18 protein-coding genes and 1 tRNA gene are annotated in these 15254 nt (G+C 59.7%); 8 read left to right on the plus strand and 11 right to left on the minus strand.

What is annotated here, in order from left to right; all coding sequences use genetic code 11:
* The 6 genes from ACOCD2_RS00545 to rpsU all read right to left on the minus strand — a co-directional run.
* Positions 1 to 257, minus strand: a 257-nt coding sequence (locus ACOCD2_RS00545; protein ID WP_419625540.1) for a hypothetical protein, incomplete at its 3' end; no start/stop codon positions are given.
* Between the two features lie 33 nt (positions 258 to 290).
* Positions 291 to 367, minus strand: a tRNA-Ile gene (locus tag ACOCD2_RS00550).
* A gap of 91 nt (positions 368 to 458) precedes the next feature.
* Positions 459 to 2261 carry an RNA polymerase sigma factor RpoD gene (gene rpoD, locus ACOCD2_RS00555; protein ID WP_293644698.1) on the minus strand — a complete coding sequence of 601 codons (1803 nt, stop codon included), beginning with the start codon at positions 2259 to 2261 and terminating at the stop codon, positions 459 to 461.
* 96 nt (positions 2262 to 2357) lie between these two features.
* On the minus strand, positions 2358 to 4082 hold the full coding sequence (gene dnaG, locus ACOCD2_RS00560) for a DNA primase (RefSeq protein WP_293644700.1): 1725 nt from the start codon (positions 4080 to 4082) through the stop codon (positions 2358 to 2360).
* A gap of 22 nt (positions 4083 to 4104) precedes the next feature.
* Positions 4105 to 4554, minus strand: coding sequence for a GatB/YqeY domain-containing protein (locus tag ACOCD2_RS00565; protein ID WP_293644702.1), 450 nt, complete (start codon positions 4552 to 4554; stop codon positions 4105 to 4107).
* 11 nt (positions 4555 to 4565) lie between these two features.
* Positions 4566 to 4781 (minus strand): 30S ribosomal protein S21, encoded by a 216-nt coding sequence (rpsU, locus tag ACOCD2_RS00570; RefSeq protein ID WP_293644704.1) that lies wholly within the window; start codon positions 4779 to 4781, stop codon positions 4566 to 4568.
* A gap of 120 nt (positions 4782 to 4901) precedes the next feature.
* On the opposite strand from rpsU, the gene tsaD reads away from it, so the two are divergent.
* Complete coding sequence (gene tsaD / locus ACOCD2_RS00575) at positions 4902 to 5933, plus strand: tRNA (adenosine(37)-N6)-threonylcarbamoyltransferase complex transferase subunit TsaD (RefSeq protein WP_293644726.1); 1032 nt, start codon at positions 4902 to 4904, stop codon at positions 5931 to 5933.
* Positions 5934 to 5940: 7 nt separating this feature from the next.
* On the opposite strand, the gene plsY is transcribed toward tsaD, so the two are convergent.
* A complete protein-coding gene (gene plsY / locus ACOCD2_RS00580; RefSeq protein ID WP_293644706.1) occupies positions 5941 to 6537 on the minus strand; it encodes a glycerol-3-phosphate 1-O-acyltransferase PlsY in 597 nt (198 codons plus the stop codon).
* Positions 6538 to 6609: 72 nt separating this feature from the next.
* Between plsY and folB the strand changes: the two genes are divergently transcribed.
* Positions 6610 to 6969: a dihydroneopterin aldolase gene (folB, locus tag ACOCD2_RS00585; protein WP_293644708.1), complete on the plus strand. Its 360-nt coding sequence runs from the start codon at positions 6610 to 6612 to the stop codon at positions 6967 to 6969.
* On the plus strand, positions 6966 to 7445 hold the full coding sequence (gene folK, locus ACOCD2_RS00590; protein ID WP_293644710.1) for a 2-amino-4-hydroxy-6-hydroxymethyldihydropteridine diphosphokinase: 480 nt from the start codon (positions 6966 to 6968) through the stop codon (positions 7443 to 7445). Before folB ends, folK begins: the two co-directional genes overlap by 4 nt.
* A gap of 7 nt (positions 7446 to 7452) precedes the next feature.
* Here the strand turns inward: folK and ACOCD2_RS00595 are convergent, their stop codons facing one another.
* Positions 7453 to 8196 (minus strand): pteridine reductase, encoded by a 744-nt coding sequence (locus ACOCD2_RS00595; RefSeq protein ID WP_293644728.1) that lies wholly within the window; start codon positions 8194 to 8196, stop codon positions 7453 to 7455.
* A gap of 221 nt (positions 8197 to 8417) precedes the next feature.
* Between ACOCD2_RS00595 and ACOCD2_RS00600 the strand changes: the two genes are divergently transcribed.
* The gene (locus ACOCD2_RS00600) at positions 8418 to 9563 is read left to right on the plus strand and encodes a class I SAM-dependent methyltransferase (RefSeq protein WP_293644712.1); all 1146 of its coding nucleotides are present in this window, start codon (positions 8418 to 8420) and stop codon (positions 9561 to 9563) included.
* On the opposite strand, the gene ACOCD2_RS00605 is transcribed toward ACOCD2_RS00600, so the two are convergent.
* The 3 genes from ACOCD2_RS00605 to ACOCD2_RS00615 are packed head-to-tail and all read right to left on the minus strand — an operon-like array spanning position 9553 to position 11410.
* Positions 9553 to 10164, minus strand: a complete 612-nt coding sequence (locus tag ACOCD2_RS00605; protein ID WP_293644714.1) for an exosortase H-associated membrane protein — start codon at positions 10162 to 10164, stop codon at positions 9553 to 9555. The two genes, ACOCD2_RS00600 and ACOCD2_RS00605, sit on opposite strands and share 11 nt — an antisense overlap.
* Positions 10154 to 10654, minus strand: a complete 501-nt coding sequence (gene xrtH, locus ACOCD2_RS00610) for an exosortase H (protein ID WP_323790845.1) — start codon at positions 10652 to 10654, stop codon at positions 10154 to 10156. The genes ACOCD2_RS00605 and xrtH overlap by 11 nt, the downstream gene beginning before the upstream one ends.
* Before the next feature lie 57 nt (positions 10655 to 10711).
* A complete protein-coding gene (locus ACOCD2_RS00615) occupies positions 10712 to 11410 on the minus strand; it encodes a ComF family protein (protein ID WP_293644716.1) in 699 nt (232 codons plus the stop codon).
* 77 nt (positions 11411 to 11487) lie between these two features.
* Between ACOCD2_RS00615 and bioB the strand changes: the two genes are divergently transcribed.
* Genes bioB through bioC form a run of 4 tightly spaced genes read left to right on the plus strand, consistent with a single transcriptional unit; the run spans position 11488 to position 15245 of the window.
* Positions 11488 to 12486, plus strand: a complete 999-nt coding sequence (gene bioB, locus ACOCD2_RS00620) for a biotin synthase BioB (protein ID WP_293644718.1) — start codon at positions 11488 to 11490, stop codon at positions 12484 to 12486.
* Positions 12486 to 13634 (plus strand): 8-amino-7-oxononanoate synthase, encoded by a 1149-nt coding sequence (gene bioF, locus ACOCD2_RS00625; protein ID WP_293644720.1) that lies wholly within the window; start codon positions 12486 to 12488, stop codon positions 13632 to 13634. Before bioB ends, bioF begins: the two co-directional genes overlap by 1 nt.
* Positions 13631 to 14398, plus strand: coding sequence for a pimeloyl-ACP methyl ester esterase BioH (gene bioH / locus ACOCD2_RS00630; protein ID WP_293644722.1), 768 nt, complete (start codon positions 13631 to 13633; stop codon positions 14396 to 14398). Before bioF ends, bioH begins: the two co-directional genes overlap by 4 nt.
* The gene (bioC, locus tag ACOCD2_RS00635) at positions 14391 to 15245 is read left to right on the plus strand and encodes a malonyl-ACP O-methyltransferase BioC (protein WP_293644724.1); all 855 of its coding nucleotides are present in this window, start codon (positions 14391 to 14393) and stop codon (positions 15243 to 15245) included. Before bioH ends, bioC begins: the two co-directional genes overlap by 8 nt.
* The last annotated feature ends 9 nt before the right edge of the window (positions 15246 to 15254 follow it).

Consider the following 15254-nt stretch of genomic DNA (forward strand, 5'->3'; position numbering starts at 1 on the left):
AGCCATGGAGAGCGAAGCGAAGGCTGGTAGTCCCCAGTAGCCGCGAGGCCGCACTGTTTTCCCGGCGTGCCTTGCGCCAGAGGGAAAACAAAGTAGGCCTCCGAACGCGGCGTCCAGTCATATGGGAGCCAAGTACGGAGCAGCAACGAGCTTGCGAAGTTGTTGCGTAGTGCTGGGTGACCAGGACGGCTGGGGCACAAATAGGTTGTCAAAGGCCGAGTCGATTTTGGGGACTGGGATGTCCCAAAATCTATCACGAGGCCGAAGACACGCTTGGCCTTTGTGCTGTATGGTGGGCCCAGTAGGACTTGAACCTACGACCAATCGATTATGAGTCGACTGCTCTGACCAACTGAGCTATGGGCCCATATTCTTTTGGCAGGCCGTTGAAAAAGCCATGGATGGGCTTGTTGCGGCGGCGGCCTGTCAGGGAAAGCTGGAGAAAGCTGTCAGGTGCCTTAAGAGGAGTCTCCATCCAGGAAACTGCGCATTTTCTCCGAACGGGTTGGATGGCGCAGTTTTCTCAGTGCCTTGGCTTCTATCTGGCGGATGCGCTCGCGGGTGACATCGAACTGCTTGCCCACTTCTTCCAGCGTGTGGTCGGTGTTCATGTCGATACCGAAACGCATGCGCAGCACCTTGGCTTCGCGGGGCGTCAGGCCGGCGAGCATGTTCTGGGTGGACTCGTGCAGGCCTTCCATAGTGGCGGAATCGATGGGCGAGATGGCGCCCTGGTCCTCGATGAAGTCACCCAGGTGGGAATCCTCGTCGTCGCCGATAGGGGTTTCCATGGAGATGGGCTCCTTGGCGATCTTCAGTACCTTGCGCACCTTGTCCTCGGGCATTTCCATGCGCTCGGAAAGTTCCTCAGGCGTGGGCTCGCGGCCCTTCTCCTGGATCATCTGCCGGGAGATGCGGTTGAGCTTGTTGATAGTCTCGATCATATGCACCGGGATGCGGATGGTGCGGGCCTGATCCGCGATGGAGCGGGTGATGGCCTGACGGATCCACCAGGTGGCGTAGGTGGAGAACTTGTAACCACGGCGGTACTCGAACTTGTCCACCGCCTTCATCAGGCCGATGTTGCCTTCCTGGATGAGATCAAGGAACTGCAGGCCGCGGTTGGTGTACTTCTTGGCGATGGAAATGACCAGGCGCAGGTTGGCCTCGACCATTTCCTTCTTGGCGCGGCGTGCCTTGGCTTCACCGATGGACACGCGGCGGTTGATTTCCTTGATGTCAGCGATGCTCAGGCCACAGTTTTCTTCCACGCCCGCGAGTTTGCGCTGGGCGCGAATGATATCGTCGGCCAGTTCTTTGAGCTTTTCGGTGTGGGGCTTGTTGCCCTTGCACTGTTCCTTCACCCAGTCGAGGTTGGTTTCGTTCTTGGGGAAGTTGGTGATGAAATCCCGGCGTGGCATGCCTGCAACATTGACGCACATATCCAGAATGATGCGTTCCTGCTGGCGAATGCTGGCGACCGCGTCATGCAGGGTATTGGCCATGCGCGTGAACAGCAGCGGGTTCAGCTTGATTTCGGTAAAGATCTCGACGATGCGCCCGCTGAGCTTCTTCGCCTTGTCGTCATTGCCGTTCTTCTGCAGGTGGCGTTGCCAGCTTTTGTGCGCCTTGACCAGATCAAGCGTCTTGTCGATGATCAGTTGCGGATCGGGGCCGGTGTCCACTTCCTCGTCGTCATCCTTTTTCGCGGCAGGAGGCGCAGGGGGAGTCGGGACATCAGGTTCGTTGGGGTCGATCAGAGCGACGATGACGTCGGAGTATTTTGCTTCTTCTGCCTGGGCGTCTGTGATTCGGTTAATCAGAAATTCGACGGCAGGCGGGAAGGCCGCGAGTGCGGCACCGACCTGATTGAGGCCGTCTTCGATACGTTTTGCAATACGCAGCTCATCTTCGCGGGTCAGCAGTTCCACGGTGCCCATTTCGCGCATGTACATGCGTACGGGGTCAGTGGTACGGCCAAACTCGCTGTCCACAGATGCCAGCGCCAGAGCGGCGGCCTCCGCGGTTTCCTCATCCGTGGGAACGGCATCCGCGTTGATGGTGGTGTCATCCTTGTCGGGCGGTGTTTCGTACACCGGGATGCCCACCTCATTGATCATGCGGATGATATCTTCGATCTGATCGGAATCGACAATAGTGTCTGGCAGATGGTCGTTCACCTCTGCATAGGTAAGAAAGCCCTGTTCCTTACCTTTGGTGATCAAATCTTTGATACGGGATTGAGATTGTTGCTGATCCATAATGCTCGCAGTCGGTTATTGTAAGCCACTCAAAAGAGAACTCCGCATTATACCTCTATAGAGAATGTCTGCGCAATTGCTGAATCAACGTAAACATCACTCTGACTTCTTTGTTGAGTATAGCTTGCGCAGCAGATTTTTCTCGTCTTCGGTCATGTCGGAAGGCCGCAGTTTGTTGCGGACCTCTTTTCCCGCCGCCTGCCGGGCTTCTTTTTCGAGGCGCTGAAGGCAGCCGAGGAACTGTTCAACCTGATCGCCGGTAACGGCCAGATCGGTTGTGGCGAGTTTTCCGAGGTGATGGCGGATGCTGTCATCTTCCCAGTGCTCGACCAGAACGGCTGTGGAATAGGTGGGGTTTTTCCGCAGGATTTCAAGTAGCTGGTTGAGGATGGCGGTGCCGGGAGTTTCCGGCTGTTTCCATGCCTGGGGAAGGTCTTCCCGGCTGGCGATCTCGGGATACTGCAGCAGCAGGGCGATGGCGCGATGTACGGGTTTCATGAGCATGGGGCGTGAGCCCCGGCGAAAATCAGCGCGCAACCTCGGCGTACCCTTGGCTTTTTGCGGCGTTTTACTGCCGGACAAACGAATCAGCTGCTGTTTCATCATATCGCGGAAGATGCCTTTGGGCAGTTTTTCGAGATAGGGGGTCGCCAGGGCCACCAGGCGTGCGCGCCCGTCCAGGGTGGTCATGTCGACCTGCTCAGCGAGCTTGCTGAACAGGAATTCGGACAGAGGCTGCGCCTGTTCCATCTGGATCAGAAAGGCCTCTTTCCCCTGTTTGCGCACCTGGCTGTCCGGATCTTCGCCGTCGGGCAGGAACAGAAAGCGCGCCTGACGCCCGTCGCGCAGCAGGGGCAGGGTGGTTTCCAGTGCTTTCCAGGCGGCATCCTTGCCCGCCCTGTCGCCATCGAAGCAGAAGATGACCTCCGGGGTGCTGCGAAACAGCTTTTCCAGGTGGTCAGCGGTGGTGGCGGTGCCGAGGGTCGCAACGGCATTCTGAATACCGTATTGCGCCAGGGCAACGACATCCATATAGCCTTCCACCACCAGCAGCGAAGAAATGTCCTTCAGTGCCTTGCGCGCCTCATACAGGCCGTACGGCTCTTTCCCTTTGTGGAAAATGGGGGTTTCGGGGGAATTGAGATATTTCGGTGTGTCGTCGCCCATGACGCGGCCGCCAAAACCAACCACCCGGCCCCGGGTATCGTGGATGGGAAACATGATGCGGTCGCGGAAACGATCGTACTGCTTGCCGTTGTTCGATGAGATCAGTCCTGCGGTCTCCAGCTTTCCAATACGTTCCCTGCTGTCCCCAAGCTGGCTCAGCAGGTTGTTCCAGCCGGGCGGGGCAAAACCGATGCGGTACGTCTGGGCGATTTCGCCGGACAGGCCGCGTTGCTGCAGATAGTCGGTGGCTCTTTTGGCATCGGGATGCTGGCGAAGCTGGCGGGTGAAATAGTCTGCGGCCTGATCTATCAGCTGGTAGAGCGGGCGCGTGTCAGGCCCCTGCTGAAAGGCAATTTCCGTGGGAAGCTCCAGCCCCACGCTGGTAGCCAGCTCCTCTACGGCCTCGGGAAAGCTGAGGCGGTCATATTCCATGAGGAAGCCCAGGGCCGTGCCATGTGCGCCACAGCCGAAGCAATGATAGAACTGCTTGTTGGGGCTTACGGTGAAAGAAGGGGTCTTTTCGTCGTGGAAAGGGCAGCAGGCCTTGTATTCGCTGCCGGCCCGGCGCAGGGGCACGCGCTGGTTGATGACATCAACCACGTCAACCCGCGAGAGCAGGTTGTCGATAAATTCTGGAGGGATCTTTCCGGCCACCCCGGAAGTTTAGCAGGGTTTGTCAGCCCGAGAGCTTCTGCTTGATTTGGGCGCTAACGGCACCCATGTCGGCGCGGCCCTGCAGCTTGGGCTTGAGCATGCCCATGAGCTTGCCCATGTCTTTCATGGAGCTGGCGCCCGTGGCCTTTATGGCTTCGTCGATGAGTGCCGCAATCTCGGTTTCATCCAGCTGTTCCGGCAGGTATTCCTGGATGATGCCGATCTCGAACTTTTCCTGATCCGCCAGCTCGGTGCGGCCGGCGTTTTCGTACTGGGTGATGGAGTCGCGGCGCTGTTTGACCATCTTGTCCAGTACCGACAGTACCCGTGCATCGTCCAGTTCGATACGCTCGTCCACCTCGATCTGCTTGGTGGCAGCGAGGATCAGGCGAATCACGCCCAGTCGGGCCTTGTCACCGCCCTTCATGGCGGCTTTCATATCACCGGTGATGCGGTCCTTGAGAGCGGACATCGGGTAACAGATCAGTAGGTGCGGTCGAAACGACGGCTTTCGCGGGAGATCTTCTTCTGCCAGCGTTTGACCGCTGCAGCGGCTTTGCGTTTACGCTCCCAGGTGGGCTTCTCGTAGAATTCGCGGCGGCGAACTTCGGCCAGGATGCCGGCTTTTTCACAGGAGCGCTTGAAACGGCGCATTGCAACCTCAAAAGGTTCGTTGTCTTTGACGCGTACGCTAGGCATTGCTTCCTCTATATAAACAAGTAAACTGATTCATTTTGCCGGGAGCCCACAGGGTTCCTCAGGCAGCAAGGCTGCGGGATTTTATCCCTTTCTTTCAGGATTTGCAATCGAATGAACCAATTGACTGTGCTGGGAATCGAAACCTCCTGCGATGAGACCGGGGTAGCCATCTACACCGGCAGGGACGGGCTGCTGGCCCACCAGCTCTACTCCCAGGTCGAGTTGCACGCGGAATATGGTGGCGTGGTGCCGGAACTGGCCTCCCGTGACCATGTGCGCAAGCTGGTCCCTCTGATTCGCGCCACGCTCGGGCAGGCCGGGTTGAAAGGCGCTGATATCGGTGGCATCGCCTACACAGCAGGGCCGGGCCTTGCTGGAGCGTTGCTCTCCGGTGCGGCGGTGGCGCGCAGCCTGGCCTGGACCTGGCAGGTGCCGGCCGTGGAAGTGCACCACATGGAAGGCCACCTGCTGGCGCCCATGCTGGAAGAAGAACCTCCGGAATTTCCCTTCGTGGCGCTGCTGGTGTCCGGTGGCCATACCCTGCTGGTCAGGGTGGAAGGTGTCGGGAACTATGAACTGTTGGGTGAGTCACTGGATGATGCGGCAGGGGAAGCCTTTGACAAGACCGCAAAAATGCTGGGGTTGGGTTATCCCGGCGGTCCGGCCGTCGCAGCCAGGGCGGCGTCGGGTGATCCTGCGCGCTTTACCTTTCCCCGTCCCATGACCGACCGTCCCGGCCTGGATTTCAGCTTCAGTGGCCTCAAGACCTACGCCCTGACCACCATGCAGCGGGAGTCGGCAGGTTTGCGGGAAGATCAGCTGGAAACGCTGAAAAACGACATCGCCCGGGCTTTTGAGGATGCCGTCGTGGATACACTGACGATCAAGTGCCGGCGCGCCATCCGTGAAAGTGGCGTCAAAACCCTGGTGCTTGCAGGTGGCGTGGCCGCCAATCAGCATCTGCGCGAGAAGATGAACCAGATGATGAGCGCGGAGGGCGGGAACGCTTTCTATCCCCGCCTGGACTTCTGTACAGACAATGGCGCTATGATCGCCTACGCAGGCTGGCAGCGTCTTCGTGCTGGAGAATCCGTAGGGCTGGCTTTTCAGGCGAGGCCTCGCTGGTCACTGATGGAATTACACGTGCCCTGAACCTGCTTTACTTGCCGCCTTCTTCGCTGATTCTTCCTTCTTTGCCGCTCAGTAGATTCTGGATATTGCTGCGATGACGCCAGAACAGGATGATGCTGAGGACCACCTGCATGATGATCAGCTCCGGCGCTGGCCAGAACCACCACACGACCAGAGGTGCGAGCGCCATGGCGATCAGCGCTGCCAGGGACGAAACATTCATCACCTTGGCCACGAACAGCCAGATGGCAGCGATGCTCAGGCCGATGGGCCAGTACAGACCAAACTGGACACCCAGTGCGGTGGCGACGCCTTTGCCACCTTTGAATCCGAAAAATACCGGATACAGATGCCCCAGGAAGGCGGCCATGCCAGTCAGGGCGAGAATCAGCGGGGTGGCATTCAGGGCATGGGCGACGAGCACGGGGAGCAGCCCCTTCAGCGCATCGCCCATCAGGGTGATGGCTGCTGCCTTTTTACCGCCGATGCGCAATACATTGGTCGCTCCCGGGTTGTTGGAGCCCTGGGTACGCGGGTCCGGCAGTCCCATGAGGCGGCAGACGATGATGGCGCTGGAAATGGAGCCAAGCAGATAGGCCAAAGGCACGAGGGCGTAAAGCAGCATGTTGGTGGTCCGTGAGCAATTATTCGCCTATGGTAAGCTATTCCTTCCTGTTTTCTCCACTGGCAAAATGACATGGACAAGGTTTTTCTGCGGCAGTTGCAGCTCGAAGCGGTCATCGGCGTATATGACTGGGAGAGAGAAATCCGTCAGCCGCTGATCATGGACCTGGAAATTGCCACAGATGCGGCCAGGGCCGCCGCCAGCGACCGCATTCAGGATGCCCTGGACTATCATGCCATGGCGAAACGCATCACCGAATTTGTTGGCCAGAGTGACTTCCAGCTGGTGGAAACCCTGGCGGAGCGCTGTGCCGAGCTGCTGATCCGGGAGTTTGCCGTGACTTGGCTGCGCATGACGGTGCACAAACCCGATGCGGTAGAGAATGCCGCTTCCGTGGGCGTGGTCATCGAAAGAAAGGGCAGGTTCCAGTGACCAGGGCCTGGATATCTGCCGGGACCAACGTGGAGCCCGAGCGCAATATGCGCGCCGCCATCGACAATCTGCGGCAGGTGTTTGGCGAGCTGGTGCTGTCGCCGGTGTACCGCACACAGGCGGTGGGTTTCGAGGGGGATGATTTTCTGAACATGGTCATCGGCATTGATACCGATCTTCCGCCGGATCGGCTGCGTGGGCGGCTGCGGGAAATCGAAAAACGCCTGGGCCGCATGCGTGGTGAAGAGAAATTTTCACCGCGAACCATCGACCTCGATCTGCTCACCTGGGGCGATCTGATGGACGAAGCCGCCGGCATTCCCCGGGACGAGATTCTGCGTTATGCTTTCGTGCTCAAACCCTTGGTGGATGTTGCGCCGGGAGAGATCTATCCAGGTTCCCAAAAGACGTACAGGCAATTGTGGGATGAGCACCAGGGTAGCGATGGTCTGCTGCGGGTTGTGCGCCTGGATTGAACTGCGCCTATTGCTGCACACTCCGCCCGCCATCCACGGCGATGATCTGCCCCGTGATGTACTCCGCCGTGGCAAGGAAGAGCACCGTGCGGGCGATGTTCTCCGGCCGGCCGGCCCGTTCCAGGGGGATGCGCGGCAGGGACTGGTGCTTGGCGTTTGCGTTGCCCTCGGGCCAGAGGATGGCACCCGGCGCCACGCCATTGACGCGGATCTGAGGCGCCAGTTCCCGGGCCAGGCTTTTTACCATCATGGCATTGGCAGCCTTTGCCATGCTGTACACAGGATGGTTCTTGTGAGGGCGTTCCGCGTGGATGTCCACCATGTTGATGATGCAACCGCTGGATTTCCGCAACGCGCTCGCCGCTTCTTTCGCCAGAAAGAAAGGTGCCTTGGCATTGACGCCGAACAGGCTGTCCCACTGCTGTTCCGTGACCTCGTCCACGGGGGTGGGAAAGAAATTGGAAGCATTGTTGAGCAGGATATCCAGCTGGCCGGTGGCTTCGAGGGCGTCATCGACAAGCCGGGACAGATACGGAAAATCCAGCAGGTCGCCCTGCACGAGGGACACTGAACCGGGTCTGGATCTCTGCAGTTCCGCCTGCAGCGCCTGAGCCTTTTCCGCGGAATTCCGGTAGTGGATGATGACGTGAGCACCGGCAGCATGCAGAAAACGAGCGCTCATGGCTCCCAGTCGGGCGGCGCCGCCGGTGATCAGGACAGTCTTGTTCTGCAGGGGCTGTGGGTCGAGCATCATGGTTGTCCGGCTGTTGCTATAATTCCGGCCAGTTTACCCCAGCCCGGAAAATTCATGAATAGCACGCGCCCTCGCTTGTTTATTATTTCCACAAGGGATTTTCTTCAGTTGCCCGTAATCGTGGATATGGGACGCCTTCAGAAAATCCCTTGTGAAAACAATCTTCTGCGCGATCATTACGCAAATTCATGAAATTTCCAGGCCAGGGCCAGCATCCAATGAACCTTCCCGAACTTTCTGCCGAAGAAGCAGCCCAGCAGCAGGCCATGATGGCCCTGCTGGAAGAAGAGATCCGCAAGGCCAGGGGAGCACTGCCTTTCGATCGCTACATGGAGCTGGCCCTGTATGCGCCAGGCCTGGGCTACTACGTGAGCGGCGCCCACAAGTTCGGCGAGGGCGGGGATTTCGTCACCGCACCGGAGATATCGCCCCTTTTCGGTCGGTGCCTGGCGCACCCCTGTCTCGAGGTGTTCGAATCTACCGGCACCTGGCAAATCCTGGAATTCGGTGCAGGTACGGGGGTGATGGCGGCGCAGATTCTGGCGGAACTGCAACGCCTGCATCCTGACCGGCCCGTTTCCTACCGGATTCTTGAACTCAGTCCCGAACTGCAGCAGCGTCAGCGCCAGACGCTGCAGTCCCGGGTTCCCGAACTGATGAAACATGTCAGCTGGGTGCGGGAAGTGCCCCGGGATTTTTCCGGCATGGTGCTGGCCAACGAAGTGCTGGATGCAATGCCGGTGCACCTGTTCCGGCGGGGCGATCAAAAGGTGGAAGAACAGGTGGTTGGGGTGCAGGAAGGACAGCTGTCCCTGCAATGGCGTTCGGCCGGGGTGGAATTGACTGAAGCGGTAGCCGCCATCGAGAAAGAAACTGGCAAACTTCAGCCGGGTTATGTCTCGGAAGTGAACCTGCGTCTCGCGCCCTGGCTGCAGATGCTGTCAGAGCGGTTGCCGCAGGCGGTCGTTCTGCTCATCGACTATGGTTACACCCGCAAGGAGTATTACCATCCCCAGCGCAGCATGGGCACCCTCATCTGTCACTACCGCCACCAGGTACATGATGATGTACTGCTGCGACCCGGTCTGCAGGACATCACCGCCAGCGTTGATTTCACCGCCGTTGCCGAAGCCGCAGAGGATGCCGGCCTGAAGCTTCTGGGTTTCAGCAGCCAGGCGAACGTTCTGCTGGGCTGTGGCCTGGAAAACCTGTTGTCCGAATTGGACCCCGAAGATGTGGAACAGCACATGACAGTCATGCAGGGCGTCAAGCAGTTGATTCTGCCAACAGCCATGGGAGAGCGGTTCAAAGCCATTGCCCTGAGTAAAGGCGTTGCAAGCAGGTTGAGCGGGTTCAGCGCCTGAACCTGTCCTGTATCCCCGGCACCAGCTGCCCGAGAAACTGCTGATGGAAGCCGATCCACAGCACCAGGGGCGTCACGGCGGGGAGGATGAGGTAGCCGAACTGGTAACCCAGAGCCACCAGTTCTTTCTGAAAGCTGCTGAAACCCAGCTGGGATGACAGGCCGGGGTCCAGCTTGAACAGCAGAGTCTTGAGGATATCGAAACTCACCCCCCAGCTCTGGGCGAGCACCAGGATAATGAAGCCGGTGATCCAGTGGATCCACTTGGCTTTTTCTGTATCGGGGGTGGCCAGTATCAGCGCCGTGTACAGGGGGATGCTGTAGCCGTACACGAGGGAATTGACGCTGAACACCAGTTCGGCCTTCTGTCCTTCGGGTACCTTGATCTCCGGGGGTGGAGCAAACTGCAGTACCACGTTCAGCAAATGCCCCTGGAATTCGATGTCCTTAATGAAAGCCGGCAGCCAGTGGCTCATGATGCCATCCACCAGGAAGAAGGTGGGCAAACCGATGACGCCCTTCATGTAATACCAGACGGCAAAGCACAGGGGCAGCCACAGGATCACCTTCAGTACGAAGCGTTTGACGGGGCTAGCCGACATGGGCGGCTTCCTGCTTTGATGGAAGAAAGCGCAGCCAGATCAGGAACACGATGAGCACATCCAGCATGATGAGTGCCTGCCAGATATACAAATGCGCCCAGTCGAATGCCGTTCTGTTCCACTGGCCCAGATAGAACAGGGTGATGATGCGCAGCAGGTTCATGAACTGAATGGCCAGGAAACCGCTGCCGATACCGATGAGCTTGAGTTTCCAGGGCGTGGGCATGGCCAGCATGGCGGCTACCAGCACGATGGTGGCCTCAACCCCATTGCAGCCAGCTTCGATGGCTACGGCAAAGCCGCTCTGCTGGTCGCGGATGATGTTGCTGTAGGCAATGACGCCGGAATCAAAGGCCTTGATCAGCCAAGCACTCAACGAAGCGATGGATTCGGTGAAAGGAATGACGATGGCCTGCTGCACCGGGCGCGTGAGCTCCGCCGTGAACAACGCGGCCTGTATGGCCAGGAAGATGAGAAAGAAGCGCAGCATGAAGTACAGTAGCCAAACGGTCGGGTAGTGGATGAATTTTATACCATCATATGCATGCTATCTATTTGTAGGTGTGCGCGCCAGTGCCCAGATATCAGTCTTTTCCACGCCGGATTTTTTCAGTGTGCTGGCCACTTCGGCCGCGGTGGTGGCGGTGGTTACCACGTCATCGATGACGGCGACATGCCGGTAGTGCCGGCGGTTGTCGAAACTGAAGCAGTTGCGCAGGTTTCGCTTTCGTTCCCTTTTACCGAGATTGTGCTGGGGCAGCGTCTCACGGGTCTTGCGCAGCAGCCAGGGTGACCACGGGATGCCCAGCTCCCGGGACAGCACGCGGCTGATTTCGGCGGCATGGTTGAATCCCCGTTTTTTCAGTTGTGCGGGGTGCAACGGCACGGGCAGCAACAGTTCTGGCCGGTCCCGCTCCGTGATCATCCCGGCCAGCAGTTGGGCAAGCAGTTGCCCCGCAGGGAGTTTCTGGCCAAATTTCAGCTGCTGTATGAGGTCATCCAGGGGCGCTTCATACAGCCAGGGGCTGATGATGCGATGAAAGGGTGGCGGATGACGGCTGCAGTTCCCGCACAGCACACCGGCGTCGGTTTGTCCGGTCAGCGGCAGTGCGCAACAGGCGCAGGATAGGCGGTTGCAGGGCAGTCTGCTGCGGCAGTGGTCGCAGATATCCAGGTCATTTTCACCCGGCAGGCCACAAATCAGGCAGGTGGGTGGAAACAGCAGTCGTTGCCAGTTGTAAACCATATTGCCTCCTGCAAGTTGACAGATGAGAATCCTTCTCTAAACTGGTTCGGCCTTATTCTAGCCTTTTGTGCAACGCCATGACATCAGAAATCCGCCACGACTGGGCCATCGAAGAAGTGGAGCAGCTGCTGAGCCTGCCCTTCAACGACCTGCTGTATCGCGCCCAGACCGTACACCGGGATCATTTCGATCCCAATCAAGTGCAGGTCAGCACCCTGCTGTCCATCAAGACCGGCGCCTGCCCAGAAGACTGTGGCTACTGTTCCCAGAGCGCGCGCAACGATACCCAGCTGGAGCGTGAGCGTCTGCTGCCTCTGGATGAGGTGCTGGCATCCGCAGCTGCGGCCAGGGAGAAGGGGGCGACCCGCTTCTGCATGGGTGCGGCCTGGCGCAACCCCACAGACACCAACCTGCAGACAGTGGCCGAAATGGTTAAAGCGGTCAAAGACATGGGGATGGAAACCTGCGTTACCCTGGGCATGCTCACGGCAAATCAGGCACAGAAGCTCAAGGACGCCGGGCTGGACTACTACAATCACAACCTGGATACCTCGCCGGAGTTCTATGGTGAGGTGATTACGACACGCACCTATGAAGGCCGGCTGCAGACCCTGGATCACGTGCGCAAGGCCGGCTTGAATGTTTGCTCCGGCGGTATCCTGGGCATGGGTGAGAGCCGCCGTGACCGGGCCTCCATGCTCTGCCAGCTCTCCAACCTGCCCAGCCATCCCGAGTCTGTGCCCATCAATCTGCTGGTGCAGGTGGAAGGCACTCCTCTGTTTGGCGTGGAGGAACTCGATCCCCTGGAATTCGTGCGCACCGTGGCCGTTGCGCGCATCATGATGCCCCGTTCCCATGTCCGCCTGTCTGCCGGGCGTACGGAAATGAGCGATGAACTGCAGGCCCTGTGTTTTCTCGCCGGCGCCAATTCCCTGTTCTACGGTGAGCGCTTGCTCACCACGGACAACCCCGAAACCGACCGCGACAAACAGTTGTTCGAGCGCCTGGGTCTGTCCATGGAGCAGCACGTAGAAACCGAAAAGCCGCCCCAGGGCAGAGCCTGTCACCGGGTCTGATGAAGGACCTTCGCCCCCTGCTGGAACAGGCCCGGCGGGACCATCTCTACCGCCGCCCCCGGGTGCTGGATTCTCCCCAGCGGCCTGAAGTGATCGTGGATGGAAAAGCTATGCTCAGTTTCACCAGCAACGATTACCTGGGGCTGGCGGCGGATACCCGCGTGGCCGGGGCTTTCAGGAAAGGCATCGACCGCTGGGGCAGCGGCAGTGGCGCGGCGCACCTGGTGACGGGGCACAGCCGCGCTCACCAGCAACTGGAAGAAGAACTGGCTGCCTTTACCGGCAGGGAGCGGGCGTTGCTGTTCTCCAGCGGGTACATGGCCAACCTGGCGGTAATCACTACCCTGCTGGGCAGGGGGGACACGGTGATCGAGGACCGTCTCGATCACGCTTCCCTGGTCGACGGCGCGCGGCTTTCCGATGCGCGGCTGTTGCGTTTTCCTCACGGCGATGTGGATGTGGCGAAGAAGCAGCTGGACAAGGCCGGCGGCGAAAAACTGCTGGCTGTGGACGGTGTGTTCAGCATGGACGGTGACCTGGCCGATTTGCCCGCGCTGGGCGAACTGTGCCGGCAGCGCGATGCCTGGCTGATGGTCGATGATGCTCATGGTCTGGGTGTGCTGGGCATCCATGGCGGCGGGAGTCTCGAACACTGGAATCTCGATACACAGCAGGTACCCGTGCTCATGGGAACCCTGGGCAAGGCTTTCGGTACGGCCGGTGCTTTCGTCGCCGGATCGGAAGTGCTCATCGAAACCCTGATCCAGAAAGCCAGGACCTATATCTTCACCATGGCGCTGCCCGCCGCCGTGGCCGAGGCGACACGCTGCAGCCTGAACATCCTGCGCGAGGAAAGCTGGCGCAGGACGCGGCTGCAGGAACTCGTGGCACGTTTCCGCGAAGGCGCCGCCCGCCTGGGATTCGACCTGCCGGTATCGTCGACGCCCATACAGCCCCTGATTGCAGGCAGTGCGGAAAAGGCGCTGCAATGGAGCCGTCTCCTGGAAGAGCAGGGTATCCTCGTCACCGCCATCCGCCCGCCGACGGTTCCCAAGGGTAGCGCCCGCCTGCGCATCACCTTCAGCGCCAGCCACAGTGATGATCACCTGCAGCGCCTGCTGTCCGCCCTGGAGCGACTGCAGCCGTGACACTCTGGACCCGGACCAGTGGCAAGGGTGCCGAGCTGCTGCTCGTTCATGGCTGGGGGATGAATGCCTCGGTGTGGCTGACCCTGGCGAAAGTATTGGAAAAGGATTATCGCGTCACCCTGGTGGAATTGCCGGGACACGGGGAATCGCCCTGGAACCCCGCCACCAGACTGGAAGACTGGGCAGAACAGGTGCTGGCGGCAGCCCCGGCGGATGCCGTCTGGCTGGGCTGGTCCCTGGGGGGGCTGGTGATGATGCAGGCAGCGCTGCTGCAGCCGCAAAAACTGCGGGCCCTGGTTGGGGTGGCCACATCACCCTGTTTCGTGCAGCGCAAGGACTGGGATTGCGCCATTCCCGCAGCGGTGCTGGAGAGTTTTGCAGCGGAATTGGAAACCGACAGCCGCAGAACCCTGCGGCGTTTCCTCAGCCTGCAGGTGCAGGGCGCGGCGGATGCGAAAGACCTGTTGCTGCGGTTGCGCCGGGAATTCGACAGCCGGCCGCTGCCCAACCCTGCCGCCCTGCAGACGGGCCTGGATATCCTGTTACACAGTGACCTGCGCAGGGCACTGGCCACCCTGGATCTGCCATCGGCCTGGCTGCTGGGGGAGCGGGACACCCTGGTGCCCAAAAGCCTCGCTCATGCCCTGACAGGCTTGCAACCCCAGGCAGAAGTCCATGTCATCGACGGCGCGGCCCACGCGCCTTTTCTTTCCCATCCCGGGCAGTGCCTAAAGCGGCTGGAAGCTTTCATCCGTCATGTCTGACATTTACATCGACAAGGAAAGAGCCCGCTGCGCTTTCAGCCGTTCCGCCGGCACCTATGACGATGCGGCGGTGCTGCAGCGCGAGGTGAGCCGCCGCATGCTGGAACGCCTGGACCTGGTGAAGCTGGAACCCAAGGCAGTGCTCGACCTAGGATGTGGCACGGGAGAGCAGGCAGGGCACTTGCTGCAGCGCTATCCCAAAGCTGCCGTTCATGCCTTGGATTTTGCTTTGCCCATGCTGGACCTTGCTCGTAAGAAGGGCCGCTGGCTGAGGCGTCCGCGCTGTATCTGCGGCGATATGGAGCACCTGCCCCTGGCCGATGACAGCCTGGACCTGATCTGTTCCAACTTGGCTTTCCAGTGGGCCAGCGATCCCCTGCAGCTGTACCGGGAATGCCTGCGTGTGCTGCGTCCCGGCGGGCTGCTCATGTTCACGACCTTCGGGCCGGATACCCTGCAGGAATTGCGCTCAGCCTGGGCAGTGGTGGACGATGATGCCCATGTCAGCCCGTTCATGGACATGCACGACCTGGGGGATATCCTGGTCAACAGCGGTTATGCCGCACCCGTCATGGACGTGGAGCGTATCGTGCTCACCTATGCCCGCGTGGATGATCTCATGAGCGACCTGAAAAACATCGGCGCCCGCAATGCCACCAGCAAACGTCCGCGGGGCCTGACGGGCAAGGCCAGAATGCAGGCCATGCGGGAGGCCTACGAGAGCTTTCGCTGTGATGGCGTGCTGCCCGCCACTTACGAGGTGGTGTATGGCCATGCCTGGGCGCCGGCGCAGAAGTCCCACGCCGGTGACGTGAGTGTGCCCCTGAATATGCTCGACAAAAAGTAGGATGCGGTG

The sequence above is a fragment of the Thiolapillus sp. genome (genome assembly GCF_048562965.1).
Classification (GTDB): domain Bacteria; phylum Pseudomonadota; class Gammaproteobacteria; order Chromatiales; family Chromatiaceae; genus Thiolapillus; species Thiolapillus brandeum_A.

What these genes read in the sequence shown, in the direction of transcription:
- ACOCD2_RS00605 (WP_293644714.1), bottom strand. Translation starts at nt 10,164, where the DNA reads ATGTCGGCTAGCCCCGTCAAACGCTTCGTACTGAAGGTGATCCTGTGG.
- plsY (WP_293644706.1), bottom strand. Translation starts at nt 6,537, where the DNA reads ATGCTGCTTTACGCCCTCGTGCCTTTGGCCTATCTGCTTGGCTCCATT.
- ACOCD2_RS00615 (WP_293644716.1), bottom strand. Translation starts at nt 11,410, where the DNA reads ATGGTTTACAACTGGCAACGACTGCTGTTTCCACCCACCTGCCTGATT.
- folB (WP_293644708.1), top strand. Translation starts at nt 6,610, where the DNA reads ATGGACAAGGTTTTTCTGCGGCAGTTGCAGCTCGAAGCGGTCATCGGC.
- ACOCD2_RS00565 (WP_293644702.1), bottom strand. Translation starts at nt 4,554, where the DNA reads ATGTCCGCTCTCAAGGACCGCATCACCGGTGATATGAAAGCCGCCATG.
- bioC (WP_293644724.1), top strand. Translation starts at nt 14,391, where the DNA reads ATGTCTGACATTTACATCGACAAGGAAAGAGCCCGCTGCGCTTTCAGC.
- ACOCD2_RS00600 (WP_293644712.1), top strand. Translation starts at nt 8,418, where the DNA reads ATGAACCTTCCCGAACTTTCTGCCGAAGAAGCAGCCCAGCAGCAGGCC.
- xrtH (WP_323790845.1), bottom strand. Translation starts at nt 10,654, where the DNA reads ATGCTGCGCTTCTTTCTCATCTTCCTGGCCATACAGGCCGCGTTGTTC.
- rpoD (WP_293644698.1), bottom strand. Translation starts at nt 2,261, where the DNA reads ATGGATCAGCAACAATCTCAATCCCGTATCAAAGATTTGATCACCAAA.
- rpsU (WP_293644704.1), bottom strand. Translation starts at nt 4,781, where the DNA reads ATGCCTAGCGTACGCGTCAAAGACAACGAACCTTTTGAGGTTGCAATG.
- bioF (WP_293644720.1), top strand. Translation starts at nt 12,486, where the DNA reads ATGAAGGACCTTCGCCCCCTGCTGGAACAGGCCCGGCGGGACCATCTC.
- bioB (WP_293644718.1), top strand. Translation starts at nt 11,488, where the DNA reads ATGACATCAGAAATCCGCCACGACTGGGCCATCGAAGAAGTGGAGCAG.
- ACOCD2_RS00595 (WP_293644728.1), bottom strand. Translation starts at nt 8,196, where the DNA reads ATGCTCGACCCACAGCCCCTGCAGAACAAGACTGTCCTGATCACCGGC.